This is a genomic window from Paenibacillus sp. Z3-2, from assembly GCF_054161325.1.
In genome coordinates, this window is the sequence record NZ_CP096397.1 from 5,562,124 (window position 1) to 5,580,157 (window position 18,034).

At 46.8% G+C, this 18,034-nt stretch carries 12 protein-coding genes; 3 read left to right on the forward strand and 9 right to left on the reverse strand.

Annotated features, from left to right (window positions below):
* Positions 1-212 precede the first annotated feature (212 nt).
* Positions 213-863, forward strand: coding sequence for a class D sortase (locus tag M1D71_RS25015; protein ID WP_458124114.1), 651 nt, complete (start codon positions 213-215; stop codon positions 861-863).
* 118 nt (positions 864-981) lie between these two features.
* On the opposite strand, the gene M1D71_RS25020 is transcribed toward M1D71_RS25015, so the two are convergent.
* The 7 genes from M1D71_RS25020 to xylA all read right to left on the reverse strand — a co-directional run bounded on the left by M1D71_RS25020 (position 982) and on the right by xylA (position 14,712).
* The gene (locus tag M1D71_RS25020) at positions 982-5,493 is read right to left on the reverse strand and encodes a collagen binding domain-containing protein (protein ID WP_458124115.1); all 4,512 of its coding nucleotides are present in this window, start codon (positions 5,491-5,493) and stop codon (positions 982-984) included.
* 165 nt (positions 5,494-5,658) lie between these two features.
* Positions 5,659-6,786 (reverse strand): transglutaminase domain-containing protein, encoded by a 1,128-nt coding sequence (locus M1D71_RS25025; RefSeq protein WP_458124116.1) that lies wholly within the window; start codon positions 6,784-6,786, stop codon positions 5,659-5,661.
* A 199-nt stretch (positions 6,787-6,985) separates the two neighbouring features.
* Positions 6,986-9,379, reverse strand: coding sequence for an S-layer homology domain-containing protein (locus tag M1D71_RS25030; protein ID WP_458124117.1), 2,394 nt, complete (start codon positions 9,377-9,379; stop codon positions 6,986-6,988).
* A 229-nt stretch (positions 9,380-9,608) separates the two neighbouring features.
* Positions 9,609-10,535 carry an alpha/beta hydrolase gene (locus M1D71_RS25035; RefSeq protein ID WP_458124118.1) on the reverse strand — a complete coding sequence of 309 codons (927 nt, stop codon included), beginning with the start codon at positions 10,533-10,535 and terminating at the stop codon, positions 9,609-9,611.
* Between the two features lie 168 nt (positions 10,536-10,703).
* Positions 10,704-11,330, reverse strand: coding sequence for a bifunctional 4-hydroxy-2-oxoglutarate aldolase/2-dehydro-3-deoxy-phosphogluconate aldolase (locus tag M1D71_RS25040; RefSeq protein ID WP_458124119.1), 627 nt, complete (start codon positions 11,328-11,330; stop codon positions 10,704-10,706).
* A gap of 307 nt (positions 11,331-11,637) precedes the next feature.
* Complete coding sequence (gene xylB, locus M1D71_RS25045) at positions 11,638-13,131, reverse strand: xylulokinase (RefSeq protein ID WP_458124120.1); 1,494 nt, start codon at positions 13,129-13,131, stop codon at positions 11,638-11,640.
* A gap of 264 nt (positions 13,132-13,395) precedes the next feature.
* The gene (xylA, locus tag M1D71_RS25050; RefSeq protein ID WP_036606941.1) at positions 13,396-14,712 is read right to left on the reverse strand and encodes a xylose isomerase; all 1,317 of its coding nucleotides are present in this window, start codon (positions 14,710-14,712) and stop codon (positions 13,396-13,398) included.
* 198 nt (positions 14,713-14,910) lie between these two features.
* Between xylA and M1D71_RS25055 the strand changes: the two genes are divergently transcribed.
* Positions 14,911-16,077, forward strand: a complete 1,167-nt coding sequence (locus tag M1D71_RS25055) for an ROK family protein (protein WP_458124121.1) — start codon at positions 14,911-14,913, stop codon at positions 16,075-16,077.
* A 146-nt stretch (positions 16,078-16,223) separates the two neighbouring features.
* Positions 16,224-16,421: a hypothetical protein gene (locus M1D71_RS25060; protein WP_017692236.1), complete on the forward strand. Its 198-nt coding sequence runs from the start codon at positions 16,224-16,226 to the stop codon at positions 16,419-16,421.
* A 328-nt stretch (positions 16,422-16,749) separates the two neighbouring features.
* Here M1D71_RS25060 and M1D71_RS25065 read toward each other — a convergent pair whose 3' ends face one another.
* Positions 16,750-16,980, reverse strand: a complete 231-nt coding sequence (locus tag M1D71_RS25065; protein ID WP_458124122.1) for a glutaredoxin family protein — start codon at positions 16,978-16,980, stop codon at positions 16,750-16,752.
* Between the two features lie 62 nt (positions 16,981-17,042).
* A complete protein-coding gene (gene trxB, locus M1D71_RS25070; RefSeq protein WP_036668032.1) occupies positions 17,043-17,984 on the reverse strand; it encodes a thioredoxin-disulfide reductase in 942 nt (313 codons plus the stop codon).
* Between the last annotated feature and the right edge of the window lie 50 nt (positions 17,985-18,034).

The following is an 18,034-nucleotide window of genomic DNA, read 5'->3' on the forward strand; positions in this document are numbered from 1 at the left end:
TATACAGTTCCTACGAACTTACTCCATATAATAAAACATCCCCGTGGCGCTGCAGTCTTCCTACTGTAGCCATACGGGGATGTTTTGTTTGGAATCGGCTATCAATCTGAACATTCCTGTATGTCCTTACGTTCCTGTCCATATTTTGTATAGATTCATACGTAAAATAGAAAGGTACATTATTTTTCTTGGACAACGGGAGTTGAGGCATATTGAAAAAAATCTCTATCCTACTCATTCTACTGGGAATCCTGGTCGTCGGTTTTCCTTTTCTGCGGGAAACGTATTATGACTGGCAGCAAACCCGTGTGATGAACGAGCTGGAGCAGTTGCAAAATGGCTTGTCCAAGCTTAATCACTCCTTTGAACAAGGTATACAGGATGTAGCTTCTAACGAGCCGACTACGAATAGTACAAGTGCAGTGCAAGAAGTCAATTCAGATACTCTGGGAGTTCTGTCGATTGACAAGATCGATGTCCGCCTGCCCATTTTGGAGGGAGCAACAGAAGACAACATGAAGGTAGCCGCAACCCATCTTGTCGAAACCACTAGGATCGGGAACAAAGGTAATGCCGCCATAGCCGCTCATCGCGCCCACAAAAAAGGAAGACTGTTCAATCGTCTGGGAGAACTCCAGATTGGGGATACGATGAAAGTCACCCTGGCAGATCAAACGATGATCCAATACAGGGTAGATCAGATCTCCGTTGTGGAGCCGAATGACTTGTCTGTGCTGGAAGACCCGGGACTTGGACAGGTCCTCACCTTGATTACCTGTGATCCACTCATCAATCCCACACATCGACTGATTGTAAGAGCCATTGAAATGAATCCGAATGTTAACGGACCTGAACCTCTCTAAGGTTCATCCAAAAAAATACCCTCTGGCATATTCACACGTTGACTCTAAGTCTTCGTAGTGATTGCTAGAGGGTATTTTTATCTAAACACAATTAACCTGCTATACTGCGTGTTTCGATCTAGCGTTGCAGCTGTTGTCTGCGGCGGAAGTACATGTATCCTGCACTACCTAATGCCATCAGCATCATGCCCGCAATAGTGTAAGCCAGTGTGCTTTCTTCACCTGTTTGTGGCAGCATTCCCTGTGATCCAGAGTTTCCGTTTTGCTGTGATGCCGAATTTTCATTGCCCTGTGAACCATCTGTGTCCGTTCCAGCAGGAGGAGCTAGTGCACTATCCCCATCCGATGTCTCTGTATCCCCAGCTGGAGGTGCAGTGTCATCACCGTTCGAAACGCCAGGTGGAGGAGGAGCTATACCGTTATCTTCATCTGTTGGAATTTCGGTTCCGTCTTCAGGTTCAGTAGGTTCAGTAACAACAGTGCCTGGGATAGACGTTCTTGGTGTTTCCGGTTCCGGTCTTGTTGGTTTATCCGGATCTGGCGGCGTCACACCCGTATTAGGTGTTCCCGGGTTATAAGGTCCACTCGATCCACCTGATATCGGCATAGCCTGATTTGTTTTTTCCACAATTACAACTTCGGTTTGTGTATTCGTAATTTCAAATGGTACTGGTGTTGTGTCCAAGATATATCCGTTAGGTGCTTTTATCTCAACCAACTGATATTTGTTGATATCCAAGTCTTCAAGTACAATTTCACCTTGATGATTGGTGGTCAATGTCGCTTCATCCAGACCTGTTACCTTATGGAACACCCAATTCCCATTTGCGTCCATCAATGCAGTTTGAGCACGTAATTCAAATACAGCTCCCTGCAGATACTGGGTTCTGCTTGCGTTGAACTTAATCAGTTTTACAGAACGATCATTTTCTTTATTTTCAATGGTTAGTTGGGTATCCGGTTTGGTAATGGATACTAGCGTCTCAGGTTGTTCAATAACAAAACCTTCTGCCTTCGTCTCTACCAATGTATATGTGGCATAGTCCAAACCGTCGAATTCAATGACCCCATTCAGATCGGTTACTTTCGTATCGATGACAATGTTGGAAGGATCACGCAGTTCGAATTCAATTCCGCTTAATACAGATTGATCCTTGGCATTTACTTTGGTAACGACAAGTTTACCACCCGTCCCCATTGCATTAGACTTCGTCAATGTAATAATCTCCGTCTGATTCTCTGCAATCGTGAACGGAATTGGTGTAGCATCCAATTGATAAAACTCAGGTGCCACGACTTCTACCAACTCATAATCCCCTGGCAAAAGTCCTCCTTTGGCGATCTTCCCATCTTCTCCTGTCGTTAACTCATCGATTTTCTCGCGCACTGCGCCGTCCTTGGAGTACAATTCAAAAGTTGCACCCTTAAGTGTCTTGGAGGAGTCCACCGCATCTACCTTGGTTAATTCAAAGCCTTGACGAATCTTTTTATTTTCAATTTCAAAGGCGATATCCGCATCCTTGAATTCAATTGTTTTGCCTGAAGCAGCGCCATACTCCGGATCAACTAAGTATCCTGCCGGGGCAGATAATTCTTTCAATTTGTAAGGCAAGCCGCTCGTCAGATTGTTTAATCGATAGTTTCTGGAGCTTTCGACCACACCATTCTCGTCCGTTGGTTTCAATGTTTCCAGAAGCGTAGTTCCAGACGCATTATAGATTGCAAAAATTGCACCCTCCAGCGGAACTCCTGTATCACTGACTTTGTGAATTCTGATCTTGCCCAGACCTGTGGAGGCTCCTCCACCAGCTTCAGCCAAGGAAACTTTGATTCCCGACTGATTACCTTCCCCGATTACCGAAGAAGATTGGCCTGCAAATTCAACCTTATTCTCAATTCGGGCGCCATGATCGGCATTAATATAAGACTGATATTCCAAAATGAATGCCGTATGGATATCTTTCTTGAAGGTGAAAGTAAATGTATTGCCCTCCACATCCAATTCATAATCAGCCGGATCAACAAGTCCAGCTTTGGTGGATACATTGCCTGAATTGTTGGCAGGTAAATTGGTTGCATATAATTTAAATGAATCAGCCAATAAAATTTGGTTCTCCGACAGGGTATCTGTTAATTGAGTACCCGCAGGAATATAAGATTGACTTGGATTAATATTTACCGTCCATGATGCTTTATCCGTTGTACCTTCTTGCTTCCCTGTTTTGCGCACGTATACACCACCGTGGGCAGGTGTAACACTGGCTGATCTATTAAATCGTATTGCACCGCCCTCACCGTCCGTCAGAACAGCCTGGTTGGCATAATCGCCTACGACAGAATATGGTCCATCCAGACTTGTTTGGTACTGAATGCGATAAGCCATTTTGCCCATGTTACCCAGATCCAACGTAAAACCTTTACCGTCCGGGTTCAGCTGGAATTGACCTGGTGTGAGTGGTACCTCGCTACCTACAGCAGTAACATTATTGGCTCCCTGTAATTCTAACTCATGAACCTTCAATGAGCCCTCTACGAAAGATTGATCTCCAGTGTAAGCATCCTTGAGGATTGCATCCTGAATATCAAACAAGTTGTAATTTACATCAATTGTCCAGGTGATCGTTTTATCTTTGGCGCTGTACTCACCCTTCTTGTTACCATTTTGAATCGTGTAGTCCTGCGGTTTGACCACAGCAGATTTTGTAATCGCAGTCTGTTTTACATCAGACTCTTCCCAATCGATCTTGGCTGAGTTCCGATATTCATCATCCGTTGGCATGCCTGCTGTCGGATCGAAGCTTGTCTTATAAGTAATAACATGCTCCGTACTGAGCGTTACGCCGTCCTTCAAGCGAAGTGAGAATCCTTTTTCATACGTTAGGTCAGCCGGGTCTGGAATCAGTTCGAAGTCGTCTTGGTTAACACCACTCACTTGAAGACTGCCCGGAATGAGTTTCATATGTCTGCCTTCGTAATGATCGGTGATGATGATATCCGTCATGTCCTGCAAATCACGGTTCAACACCAACTGCCATTCAATTTCTTTTGTGTTAAAGTTTTCACTTTTTACACTCTTCGCAAAAATGACTTCCTGAATATCTTTCCGGCCTGTTTTTGAAGTACCATCATACATGTTCACTGTGTTCGTAATGGTATCATTCGTGTAGACGCGGGCGATGGATTGTGTGTCATATTCGATCTCATAGGCCTTTGTAATATCGTTCTTGAATTGTAATCTGAAGCCGTCGTCGAACCCTGTATTCATCGCTTCAAGTGTGTATTCATTCGGATTGATCAGCGTTCTGTTCGAAGCAGCTCCGCTCGCATTAATATCCACTTGGTACACTTTGACGGAATTGTTGATCAGTTTCTGTTTCGCCGTATCAAAGCGGTCTTCAATCCATGCATTCGTTTGCATGATTTCTTGCTGATTATAGTTATATTGTACTTTCCATGTGATCGTCTGTGTCACGGGATCATACGCACTATCTTGCCCTGACTTGTTCAAAGGCTCATTAAAACTCACACGAACTAGGCCAATATCCGTTTCGTTATGTTCACTCTGATCCGTAGTAAGCGCAACCTGATTTTGATACTCCACGTTGGTGAACGGAGCAGTGGTCGGCGCTTTAACACTCGTCGTATAGGTTACACGATAGGCCTTATCCGTGTCTCCCAATTGAATTGGAAATTGCGATTCTGTTCGAACCCCTGGACCTTCCTTTACAGTTCCATTCAGTTGGACTTCCAATTCCCGAATTTCAATATTGCCCTTGAGTTCCAGATCTGCTGGCAACGTATCTATAAGAACAGCATTTTTCATGGCCTTCTCGCCTTGGTTAAAATCTACTGTCCATTTAATTTCATCGGAGTTGAAATTATTTTTGTTTGCGGTTCCCGATTTCTTTAATTTATCTGTGGCTGTATTAGCAAAGTGCACATCAATGACGTCTTGCCCTACAGAGCCAAAGTCAATTTTTTGTTTCAAACCATCATCCATCTTGCTCTCATCGAATTTGAGCCACACGTAGAAGTTGCCTTCCAGCTTCGCTTGCTCGATAAGTTCATTAAAAGTAAAGATGATTGTGCCATCTGTATTCACCACATACTCCCCAACACCGCCATCCAGATTGCCCTTAAGCTGTGATCCAATGATGAATTTATTCGGCATGTTAAAGGTGAACGTGGAGCCATCGCTATAGTTATGAGTGTCATCTGCAAGTCCCCATGTAAAAACTACAGCCACTTCATCCTGAATACGTGGACGAATATCCTCGATCTTATCGCCTTTTATTTCAATTGTGCCGTTTCCATTGTCTTCCGGTACTTGATTGTACATCTGCACACTAGTAATCAATTGATCTGTGATCACTGGGCCTGCAGCTGTTATGGCTAAACTACTCTGGTTGAGGTTACCCTCCTCCTCTTCTTCCGAAGTGGCAGCAACGTCAACGTTATCCATATCTCCCGAATCTGCGGAACCTTCTTCTGACGCTGTATCACTCATTGCACTTGCTGGCAAATTACTCATTTCATCCTGAGCATGCATTATGGGTGTAACTAACCAACCCTGCATCATTTGCGTGACCAGCAACAGAGCAATGATCACTATGCTCACTTTTTTCCTCATTTTTTGCATATCCTCCTCGTACGTAGTGTTGGCATACGCCGAAGAATAGAATAGCAAAGCGACATATACAAAAAATAGACAATGCTCAAACCCTCGTTGTTGAAGACAACATTGGACGCAAAAAAAGGACACTCCTCAAGTGGAGCATCCTGTTCAACACAATGATTATAACGTCCAGTTAATTTTGACACGCAGATCCGTGGTCCCTTCCATTTTGGACACATAGTAGGATATCGATTTCATGCCAAGCTGGTACAAATCCTGCAAATCTTCTATCAGCCCAGCCTCAGTACCCTTGTACCTGAATGTCAGTGAGGTTCCGCCTTCCTTCAGCTTACTCTGAACTTTGGTCTTCAGCGCAGCATGGCCTTTAACGGCATCCTGTTCATCATACAGGGAATAGTCGAGAGCGTGGTACAGCTTCTGATAGGCTGCCTTTTGGCTATCTCCGGCCTTCACCAGCTTCAGTAAAGCTTCCCGATACGGAGCAGGCGCAGCAGGGTACTTGCTTTTCCCTGTCCAGATATGGTCACGTGCCATCTCATCATCACTCAGCAAATAATAGCTGTGGCTCACCTTACCTTTGCGGTCAGGGGTAGGATCATCCCAGGTGGTGTCCATGTGGTACCACTTACCGTCCAGGTTCACAATATTCCAGGCATGAAGCTGCCCACCCGCTGTACCTTCCACAATCCGGTTATTGATACCTACTCGCTCCAGCATCCGATATGCCAACAGTGAATATCCCTGACAGACGGTACTGCCTGTAACAAGCCCGTCGTAGGCCGTATATTTCTTCAGAGAGGTATCGTAGGAAAGGTTAAGCACAATCCAGTCATGGATGACCTTGACCTTCTCATGATCCGTCATGCCGGGTTTAATGATTTCTTTCAACACGTTCGTGACTTTAAGATTCACATAATCGGTCTGTTCCTTGGTCTCCCGGTAGGAGAGAGTCACATGCACTTCGGCCGATACATTGGAACCTTTATAATTAAATGCATAGCTTTTAACGGTATATTGAATATAGGGGTCACTCTTCATTGCCTCATCGATGGAGGTTTGCAATTGTTTTTTGAGGCCTTTCACATCGCCTTTGTATGTAAAAACAAGTTCCTCCGTTCGCTGTGACATTGCCGTAAGCAAGGTCTGGCGCAGATCCGTAGTCGTGGAGATATCTGATGTTCCCGATGCGGCATACAGCTGATCCAGATCAACTGTGCGTGGCAACGCTACAGCAATCAGACAGCCCGCCAGCAATATGGTGATAATACGTTTCCCGTTCTTGCCCATGAAAGGAACCCACCCCTCTTTGCAAAGTCTCACGCCCTATTGTATCACAAAAGGCTCTGTCGTCATTCTTCTAGTTTTGTCAAAGCATATCAAAAGAGACCTTCTATGGAAGGTCTCTTTGATCTTCAGTTCAATGAATCACGATTACCCGTTATCTTCATCCTATGATTCACACGGGCACGATATGCGCGATTCCTCGTTAATACAGACGATTACCACTCATAAACGTATCTGTCTTACCTTGAAGCTTCGCTAGCCGTTCCAATACCTGTGACGCTTCAGCTACCGTCACTTTGCGTGCAGGCATGAATCTTCCTTCAATCGAAGGAAGCAATCCCAGCTTCAGACTCAGGGAAACAGCACCCTTACTCGTAATGGCACTGGCATCCGCGATGTTGGGAAGATCCGATGGCAACGTGTAGAATCCAGCCAGCTTCTCATAGCGTAATATACGTACGAGCAGCACAGCCAATTCTTCACGGGTCATCTCTTCTTGCGGATTCAGATTCTGTTCAGGGTCCGCTCCGGCAAGCCAGCGCTGATCGATTAGAACCTTGATTGCCTTATAATACGGGCTGTCAGGTGTAACGTCGGCATAAAGCTTGTCATCTCCGTCCCCACTATAGTACAGATCCATATTTGGATTAATTGCTCTTGCCAAATAGTTAAACCAGTCACCTCGGGTGATTACACGATCCGGGAAAACACGTCCTTGCTCATCCGTAAGCAATACGCCATGCTGTGTCATATTACGAAGAGCTGCTTCGGCCACATGACCGGAAATATCCGTGGGCTCAGCTTTGGTTGCAGAGCTTGTATCCCCGTATAACAACGTCCATTCTCCTGTGTTCGCATCCAGCACTTCATAGTTGCCGTAGATCAAATTCTCATCTCGTGTAGGCATATAAGCTAGGTTAACTCCCACCGGGATGACTTCACCGCTATTCGTACCCCATCCACCGTAACGAGAATACGCCAAAACCAGCTTGAACTCTTTCAGATAGATTGCCTTTGCCTCTTCGTAACTTACGGCTGGCTCTTTCTCTGATGGTAATTGTTCGGGCGTTGCGGCAATACGCGTATAGAATTCGTCAACCGTTCCGTTGTTCAGCACCTGTACTTGTGCCGTGTCATCCTTAACCGGAATTCCGTTCAGATAACGCTGGAACATAAAAGTACGCGCATCATCTACCTCAATAACGTTAGATAGGCGGAACTGCTCCGTTGCATCTGGAACTAGCGCAATGACCGTGTTCATCGCCAGTTTCTCAGCCTGCTTTCGGGTTACCCATTTGCCCTCCTTCTCTTCAGTCGGCTTCTCCTGCCCCATCTCTGGTCCCATTCGTTGCATCATCGTATAGCTGTAGATCTGTCCAGTAACTGCATCTACCTGTGCTGAGATATCCCGCATGAACATATAGGACATATTGGCACTTCGATCGCTCCAGCTCAGACTCCATACCTGATTGTTCGGACTTGCATATAATCCCTTGCTTAATTGGCTGTGCTCCAGCTTGTAACCCTTGGGAATATCAAAGTGCGTTGCCACCCGATTGGCGGCCTGCTGTACATTTAACCTCTTACCATTGGCCGGGACAAAAGGAGTTACATCACCTTTCAGCTTCGTATCCTGCTGTAAAGAATCTTCATCTACAGCTTTACCAGTTAATGTGTTAATCCGTTCCAACGTATTGGCTTCAATCGGAACGATACTGGTAGTCTTTGGTGTGTAGCCAAGATAATACTGCTGGCCTTGTTTGGAAGACAGACGATCTTTGGAGATATACGCCAGCTCCACATCGAACTGTTCTTCAAACTGCTGTCTCGCCTTCTCTTCTGAAGCTGCCGGTTTCGATGAAGGATACTTAGCTGAGGTAGTACCTCGTGAATAACCTGTCACCAAACCACTTTCATCCACATTTATGTAGACTGTCTCTGCGTCAGATAATAACCCGTCATGCTTCAACTGGTAAGCGTATCGATACTCTGTTCTGCCGAACAATGACTGTTGCTCAATGGAAGAATACAGGTCTCCAAGCGGAGCATACTCTGTATCTTTCAGACCTGGAATCGCTTGATTCAACAGGGCCACGGCCTTTTCTTCGGCTTCAGCTTTGGTTAGCTTAACATCCGATGCCGAGACATGCTTATCCATGACATCCGACGGCAAATGTACACTTAACACTTCCCCTGTGCCTGCATGTACGGTTGCACTGAATCCCGACGTATGATTGCCTTGCGTGATCTGGAACCCGATCTCCCATGCCTTGTAGTCCGGCGGTGGATAGGAATTAGGTGAATCGAATCGTGCAGATGAGATCGTTGCTTTCTTTAACAAAGGAAATAGCTTCAGTATATTTTCACTGGCTTGCCTGGATGAGATTTTCGCTCCCTCGGGCACGTCATTGCTCGTTGCGTCTAGTTGTTCATTTTCCCCCGTTGTCGCTTCGGTCAACTGTTCTGCTTGCGCCGCTGATGCGCTGCCTGCAAAACCTGGTGTTTGCGAAGCAAGTAACAGTGTTGCCATCGCTGCGGTTGCAGCTTTGGCTGTGAACATTTTGAAACGTACATTAAACTTCCAATTCAAACTCAAATCTGGACCTCTCCCTTCAATTTCATACAAAGATGCATAACAAATAACCTCGCATGAATATTGCCAGTCTATTCTATGATACCATAAGCTTCCTTTTTAATGGTCGTTTTCGGGGCAATTTTACAAATGTGAATTTCTGCATATTGTTCATAACAGCAAAAAAAACGCCAACGACGTTGGCGTTTTCCCTGTTAGCCTGCACTCTTATGTAGGCCTGATTCTACCTGGTTCAACTGCTCGCAATAGTGGAATCGTTCGACTTCGACCGACCTTGGACATGGGTTTGCAAGAATGGAATAACGGTATCCCAGAAGGCAGGGTCTTCCTCGGAACAACTGTGTCCTCCGCTGTTGACCCATAGATGTTCCACAGGCGGATCGGCTTTGGACATAAAATATTCAAGCTCACTCGGGGGAATGAAGTTGTCGCCCTTGGAGTGTACCATAAGCATCGGCAGTTGCATTCCCCGGCGCCGTTCATTCAGCATCATCACCGGATCACGCTGACGATAGGAACTCAGAGATTCACCCAGCCGCCAGAACCAGATTCTCGGAATTAACTGGGCCAGTGGAAACAGGGGCAGACGCCGACGTCTCAGCTCCGAGCTGACAATAACCTCGAATTGCGACGGCATGGAGTCGGTAATCACCGCTGATACAGGAATGCCTTCCGTCACCGCAAGAATCGTGCCCAGTCCACCCAAAGAATGTCCAAGCACACCGATGGCATCCGGATCGATCTCCGGTCGTGCGGTCGTATACTGCAATGCCGCCAGGAGATCATCCCGGAATAAATAGGCAGATGCAGCACGAACCGGATCACTTGCCCCGTGACTGCGAACATCATACATAAACAGGGCATATCCTGCTTCCCAGATCGGACGTGCATAACGAAGAACACGGGAGCGATTGGAGCCCCAGCCATGTGCAATAATAACGAGCGGCCATGGCTTCGGAATGTCCGCTCTTGCCGGGATGAACCAGCCATGCACCCGACCTCCACCACTGTCGAAGGTCACATCTTCAAATGGCATTGGAGGTGTCAGGGTGATTGGAATCTTCTTGGGTGTCTGGCTCTTCACCGCCGCCTTCCATAATCCACCTGCCGTTACTGCGGCCACGGCGAGCATGCCGCCTATCATTGTTTTAGCTTTCACAGGGCATCTCTTCTCTCCGGCTTCTGGCATACATCCATCATAAGACAATAGAATGAACGGCACGTTAAATGACATCGGTTTTTATGATAACGATTGATCTAAAATTATTCTAAAAGACACTTTCATATATACAACCAAATCTAAATACTTCTCTTCCGTTACCTGTGTCTACACCTTCGCTGCTTCCACAAATCTCTGTGTGCAAGCTGCAATCTGCTCATGATCTCCTGAGGCAAGGGCTTCTCGTGGCAAAAGTGCACTTCCCAGACCCACTGCAGCAGCGCCTGCTGCGTAATATTCAGAAATGTTCTCCAGAGTTGCGCCACCTGTTGCCAGCAGCGGAATGTGATTCAGTGGGGCTTTGATCTCCCGCAGATATGGAATGCCCAGACTCGCCATTGGAAACAGCTTCACAACACCTGCTCCCGCTTCATAAGCAGCGACAATCTCCGTGGGTGTCATGGCTCCAGGCCAGATCTCAACACCACGTTCTACAGCATATTCAATTACAGACAGATCGACATTGGGGGACACCAGAAATTGTGCGCCTGCAGCGACCGCTTCCTTAGCCATCTGCACATTCAATACGGTACCTGCTCCAACATAAGCTTTACCCTCATGTCGCTCACGCCAGTCTGCGATAATATCATGTGCTCCAGGCGTGTTCAGTGTAACTTCCATCAGTCGGATGCCACCACTCGCCATGCCTTGTCCAGCTGTTACCGCGGCTTCACGGCTAATGCCACGCACAATCGCGACCAGTCTCGACTCCAATAGTACTTCCGTCAGATTCATATCCAGTTCCCCTTGCTTCTTAGATTCGGCAGCCGAAGACAGGCAATCATGTTCACCGCTTTTCCGTTACTATTATTGTAAAGCATATCCTCTCCTGGATGGAATACATTAATCCAGTTCCAAGTGCATAGGTTGCTTCAAAGGTATGACGCATTTCCATGTCAACACCAAAAACCTCTCTATGGCAGAGAGGATTACCGAACATACAGGCCAAGAAAACCTTTATGAGATTAATTCTGATGAACGACAAAAAAGCACCCGCCTGAGCGAATGCTTATATATGTGCTATATAGTTTAATGAAATGAATTAACGGTACGCTGCCAGACGATCATTCAGACTACGTGTCTGTCCATAGACTTCCTGGTAGAGTGCGAACAGTCCATCATAGACCGCAACCGTATCCGGGTTAGGCACATAGGATTTCGCCGGGCGAATGAATGCCGTCGCACATTCCTGTAAGGACGGGAACCAGCCACAGCCATAAGCGGCCAGCATCGCTGCACCCATCGCAGGACCCTGTTCGCTCTCCAACTTCACAATCGTGGCATTGAAAACATCCGCCTGCATTTGCAACCAGGCTTCATTCTTGGCACCGCCACCAATGGAGATGACTTCATTGACGGTTTTGCCTGCACCACGCAGAATATCAATCGACTCACGCAGTGAGAATGTAATGCCCTCCATTACCGCGCGTCCAAAGTGCTCCAGCTTGTGCCCCGCATCCATACCGATGAAGCTGCCGCGGATATTCGCATCCGGATGAGGCGTACGCTCCCCAACGATGTATGGTGTGAACAACAATCCGTTGCTACCCGCCGGAACCTGATCAATACCCTGCAAGAGCACATCAAATGATTTGTCCGTTGCAAATGTATCCTTGAACCAGGACAGGCTGTATCCTGCGGCAAGCGTTACCCCCATAATATAGAAGGCATCCTTCTCGCCGTGGTTAAAAAAGTGTACTTTGCCTTCGAAATCGAGATCTTTGCGCTCTTCGTAAGAAAGCACAACCCCGGACGTCCCGATGCTGCACATCGTCTGTCCTTCACTCAGAATCCCTGCGCCAATGGCACCGCACGCATTATCCGCGCCACCTGCATATACTTTCGTCGCAGCCGCCAGACCCGTTTGATCCGCAATCTCAGGCAACAATGTGCCCACTTCCTCAAACGATTCCACAAGACGTGGGCAAAGGGAAATCGGCAGATCCAATGCTTCTGCAATCTCGTTGCTCCACTGCTTGCCTGCAACGTCCAGAAGTAAGGTACCCGCTGCATCCGAATAATCCATGGCGTAATCCCCAGTCAGGCGATAACGAACATAGTCTTTCGGCAACAGGAACAAGGATGCTTGTTGCAGCAATTCAGGCTCGTTCTCCTGAACCCACAGAATTTTCGGCAATGTAAAGCCTTCAAGTGCACGGTTCCGGGCAATGCTTAACAGCTTGGCGTCCAGCACTTTTTCAATGCGACGGCACTGGGCCGTTGTGCGTGTATCGTTCCACAGGATTGCGTTACGCAGCGGTTTGCCTTCAGCATCCACCAATACCAATCCGTGCATCTGTCCGGAGAAACTCAAACCCTCGATTTCGGAAGGATGCACGCCAGATACTTCCAGCAATTTACGCAGGGAAACAATCGTCTGCTCTACCCAATCCTCTGGATTTTGTTCACTGTATCCAGCCTTGGGCTGGTACAACGGGTATGCCTCGGATGCTTCAAATGCCACTTTTCCTTCACGATTGACCAACACAGTTTTGACCGCGCTCGTCCCTAGATCGACACCAATGACGTAACTCATATATATCCCTCGTTTCTTAGCATGGTTATATAAAAGAAGCTTGTTTAGCATGAGGTCACTTCGTTCTGCATGCACCATCATAGACAAACATTTAAATCAAAAATTTAATAACCGCTTTTTTTGTTTAAGCAAAAAACCGTCTCCGTCTTCCCAAGGGAAAGTCGGGGACGGTCCGAATGTCATGCTTGTTCAGGCGTTCCGTGGTACAAGCTTGTACAGGGCAGGCATGGTTACATGCATACCTTACACAGATGAAATTCGCTATTAGTCAGCCAGGATGTACTGGTTGAGTTGTGCTCTCAGCAATTCCTGACGTCCGGATTGGTTTTTACGCGGGCTTTCGTTGTTCAGTGCATACTCAGCAAGGGAAGCCAGTGTTGCTTTACCTGCAACCACATCTGCGCCAATACCTTCGCTGAAGCTGCTGTAACGTTTTTCGATGAAGTCATCGAATACGCGATCTTCGATCAGTTTTGCTGCTACTTTCAGACCTTTTGCATACGTGTCCATACCTGCGATGTGTGCCAGGAACAGATCGTCTGCTTCGAAGGAACCACGACGTACTTTCGCGTCAAAGTTCACACCACCACGGCCGATACCGCCATTTTTCAATACTTCATACATTGTCAATGTAGCATCGTACATATCAACCGGGAATTCATCCGTATCCCAACCGATCAGCATATCGCCTTGGTTCGCATCAAGGGAACCGAGCATGCCGTTCGTACGAGCTACGCGGATTTCGTGATCGAATGTGTGACCAGCCAGTGTAGCATGGTTCGCTTCCAGGTTGAGTTTGAAGTGTTTGTCCAAACCGTATTTTTGCAAGAATGCAATGGAAGTAGCTGCATCATAATCATATTGGTGTTTCGTTGGCTCTTTTGGTTTAGGCTCGATCAGGAATTGTGCGTCAAAGCCAATTTCCTTCGCGTAGTCTACAGCCATGTGGAACATGCGAGCAATGTTGTCTTGCTCCAGTTGCATGTCTGTGTTCAGCAATGTGTCGTAACCTTCACGACCGCCCCAGAACACGTAGTTTTCAGCGCCCAGACGTTTACCCACTTCCAGACCTTTCTTGATTTGTGCTGCAGCGTGAGCATACACGTCTGCGTTACAAGTGGAAGCTGCACCAAACATGAAGCGTGGGTTGGAGAACATGTTCGCTGTATTCCAGAGCAATTTTTTACCGCTGGATTTCATATGATCTTCAATCAAATCAACAATGGTGTCGATGTTGCTGTAGAACTCACGCAGGTTGTTGCCTTCTGGTGCGATGTCCACATCGTGGAAGCAGAAGAACGGGAGATTCATTTTTTCCAAAAATTCAAATGCCGCTTCTACACGTACTTTCGCGAGATCCAGACCGGAGTATTTATCCCAAGAACGAACAGCTGTCTCCGCACCGAACGGGTCACTGCCGCCTGCAGTTAATGTATGCCAGTAAGCCATACCGAAACGGAAATGTTCTTCCATCGATTTGCCGGCTACCACTTCTTCCGGATTATAATGTTTAAAAGCAAATGGATTCTTGGAATCTTTACCTTCGAATGCAATTTTATTAACGGATTCAAAATAGGCCATGTGTAAAATGCCTCCTCAATAGTTTTAAAGAAATCGTTTACACCGTTATCCTATCACATCGATTATACTTTGTCTATTGGTTAAACAAAGTAAAATAAAAATGTTTTTTACAGGTTTGTTTACGCTATAATAGTCGAATAACTTGTACGGATGTGGGTCAGAACCCTTTTATCAGAAGAATAGGAGTGCCTTAACGATATGAAAATTACCGGAGACCAGATGCTGGTCAAAAAAATAAACAAGTCGATCGTTCTCGATACGATCCGGCGGCATGCCCCTCTCTCTCGCGCACGGGTGTCCGAGGTTACGGGGCTGAACAAGGCCACGGTATCCAACCTGGTTGCTGATCTGATCAGTGATGACCTGGTGCAGGAGATTGGCCCTGGGGAATCCAGCGGCGGACGCAAACCTCTTATGCTGCTGTTTCGAGGTACATCGGGATATGCTGTCGGTCTTGAACTCAGCGTGACCCACTTGAAAGGCGTACTTACAGATCTGGAAGGTCACATCATTACTGAGTACGCAGTGACCTTGGAACACCATGACGTGTCCTCTGTACTGGAGCAATTGAAATTATCGGCGCAACAACTCATTGAAGCGGCTCCTCCTTCCCCTCACGGTGTCATTGGCATTGGCATCGGAGTACCCGGCATGGTTGATGAGGCAGGGACCGTCCTGTTTGCACCCAACCTGGGGTGGGAGAAGGTAGCTCTTCGCTCCATGCTTGAAGAAGAATTCGAAGTACCTGTAACCATCGATAATGAAGCCAATGCGGGTGCCCATGGAGAGTTGAATTTTGGGGCAGGCATCGGTGTCCGTCACATGATCTACATCAGTGCAGGCATGGGTATTGGTTCAGGCATCATGGTGGATGGTGAATTATACAAAGGAGCGTGGGGCTACGCTGGGGAAACAGGTCACATGTCCATTGAAGCGGAAGGTCTGCCCTGTTCCTGCGGTAATCGTGGCTGCTGGGAGTTATATGCTTCGGAAAAAGCCTATGAGCATCCAGATCATCAAGTGAAATTACCTGCTCATACCACCCGAGATCTGATTCATTATGCGGAGCAGGGCCACGAGGATGTTCAGGAATTATACGACACGATCGGACGTAAGCTGGGGATCGGCATTACCAATATCGTGAACAGTTTCAATCCGGAACGCATTATCATTGGTGGTCCCCTCTCCGAAGCTGGTCCCTGGATTGAGACAGCCTTAAAACAAGTGGTTGAGGAGCGAACATTACCTTATCACCGTCGTAGTCTGCAGATTGAATGGGCAGCTCTGGGCAGCCGTTCTACACGTGTTGGTGCCGCATACTCTGCGATATCCCAGTTTTTAGGTAAAATCAGGGTGTCCGTCTAATAACAGATGAAAATTGACATCATTTTGCCCCATTTCCTCCCTTTTTGTTAAAGAAATCCAGATGTATAATGGGGTTATGTGATTTTTGTCATGGCTGTGTGAATATAGCTGTGTTAATTCAGATAACGAAACGGAGTGAAAAAAGCGTGACCTACGTGGATACTTCAGATATCTCGGCGCAAATGTTTGTCACCGTACTCCTGTTCCTGATTGTGCTTGCGCCCCTGTTCAGCCTTGGCATACTCCGATTGTTCCAGAGCAAAAAGAAGGCTGGTTTCATGTACATGCTGTCAGGATTGCTGGTGTATGTTGTATTTCAGACTTTTATGAGTATTTTTTTCTAGATGGAAGACGTATGTTGAATCTTATGTTCTGACAATCTTGGATGTACAAATGAGAAAGGAGGTGCCACTGGCGCCTCCTTTTTTTGGTTATCCGCACTTACATACAGGATGATGATTGTCGAAGTCCGTATCTTGCAATCCCTATAGGGAAATACTTATTACAAATGTTTCAAAAGTGCTTTCACCTCAGGGGAAAGAAAACGCACAAAAAACCGTACCCAATCGGGTACGGTTCTTTCTATATCCTAACGGCTCGCGAAAACCGGAATTGCATCGAAACTTTCATTCAATACATCCAATACATCATGTTCCAGATGATCAGCGTAATTTAAGCGTCCAATGCTTTGGCAAATTGGGTTTTGTTCATACCCAGAATGCGGTGTTCACCGATTACAGTCAAAGGCACGGCACGTACGCCCATGTCCCATACTTGTTGTGCAAACTCATCGTTAGTCTCAATGTTGCGCTCTTCGTAAGAGATACCTTTTTCAGCCAGGAATGTTTTTACGGATTTGCAGTTCGGGCAGTTCGTTGATGTATATACAATTACGTTTTCCATGTTTAATTCACCTCATATGGTTTTATATTAATCTATAGTTTGTTTAGGATCGGCTCATTTTATTACAAAACAACTGCGCTGTGCTCCAAGCTTTCAATGTATTTCTCTGTGTCCATGGCAGCCATACATCCGCTACCTGCAGCTGTAATTGCTTGTTTGTAACGTGTATCCTGAACGTCACCACATGCGAATACGCCTGGGATATTCGTCTCGGATGTACCCGGTGTAGTCAAGATATAACCGTGTTCGTCCGTAGTGATTTGTCCACCAAGGAATCCAGTGTTCGGTGTGTGACCAATGGCTACGAATACGCCGCTTGCCGGGATCACTTCTTCTTCACCTGTTTCGTTGTTCAACACTTTGAGTCCTGTCACGCCGTTGTCGCCAGCAAGTACTTCGAGTGGCGTACGATTAAGAGCCATTTCTACTTTTTCGTTGCTGCGTGCACGATCCTGCATGATTTTGGAGCCACGCAGTTCTTCACGACGGTGTACCAGCGTCACTTTCGAACCGAAACGGGACAGGAAGCTTGCTTCCTCAAGAGCAGAGTCTCCACCGCCAATGACGATGATCTCTTTGTTACGGAAGAAGAATCCATCACATGTTGCACATGTGCTGACACCGCGGCCTACATTCGTTTCTTCGCCAGGGATACCTAGGTATTTAGCAGATGCACCTGTAGACAGGATCAACGTTTCCGATACGAGCTCACCCATACCTTCAACTTGAATCTTGAACGGACGCTCGCTCATGTCAATGTTGTTCACCCAACCTGTGCGGAACTCAGCACCGAAGCGTTCTGCTTGTTTGCGCATGTTGTCCATCAGTTCAGGACCCATAATCCCATCAGGGAAACCTGGGAAGTTCTCTACTTCAGTCGTTGTTGTCAATTGACCACCAGGTTGTGGTCCTTCAATAACGAGTGGGTTCAAGTTGGCACGTGCCAGATAGATTGCTGCTGTCAGCCCTGCAGGGCCTGTTCCAATAATAATTGATTTATACATGTATAGTTCCTCCCCCGGGTTCTACAAAAAGGTTGGGCCCTCCGGCATCA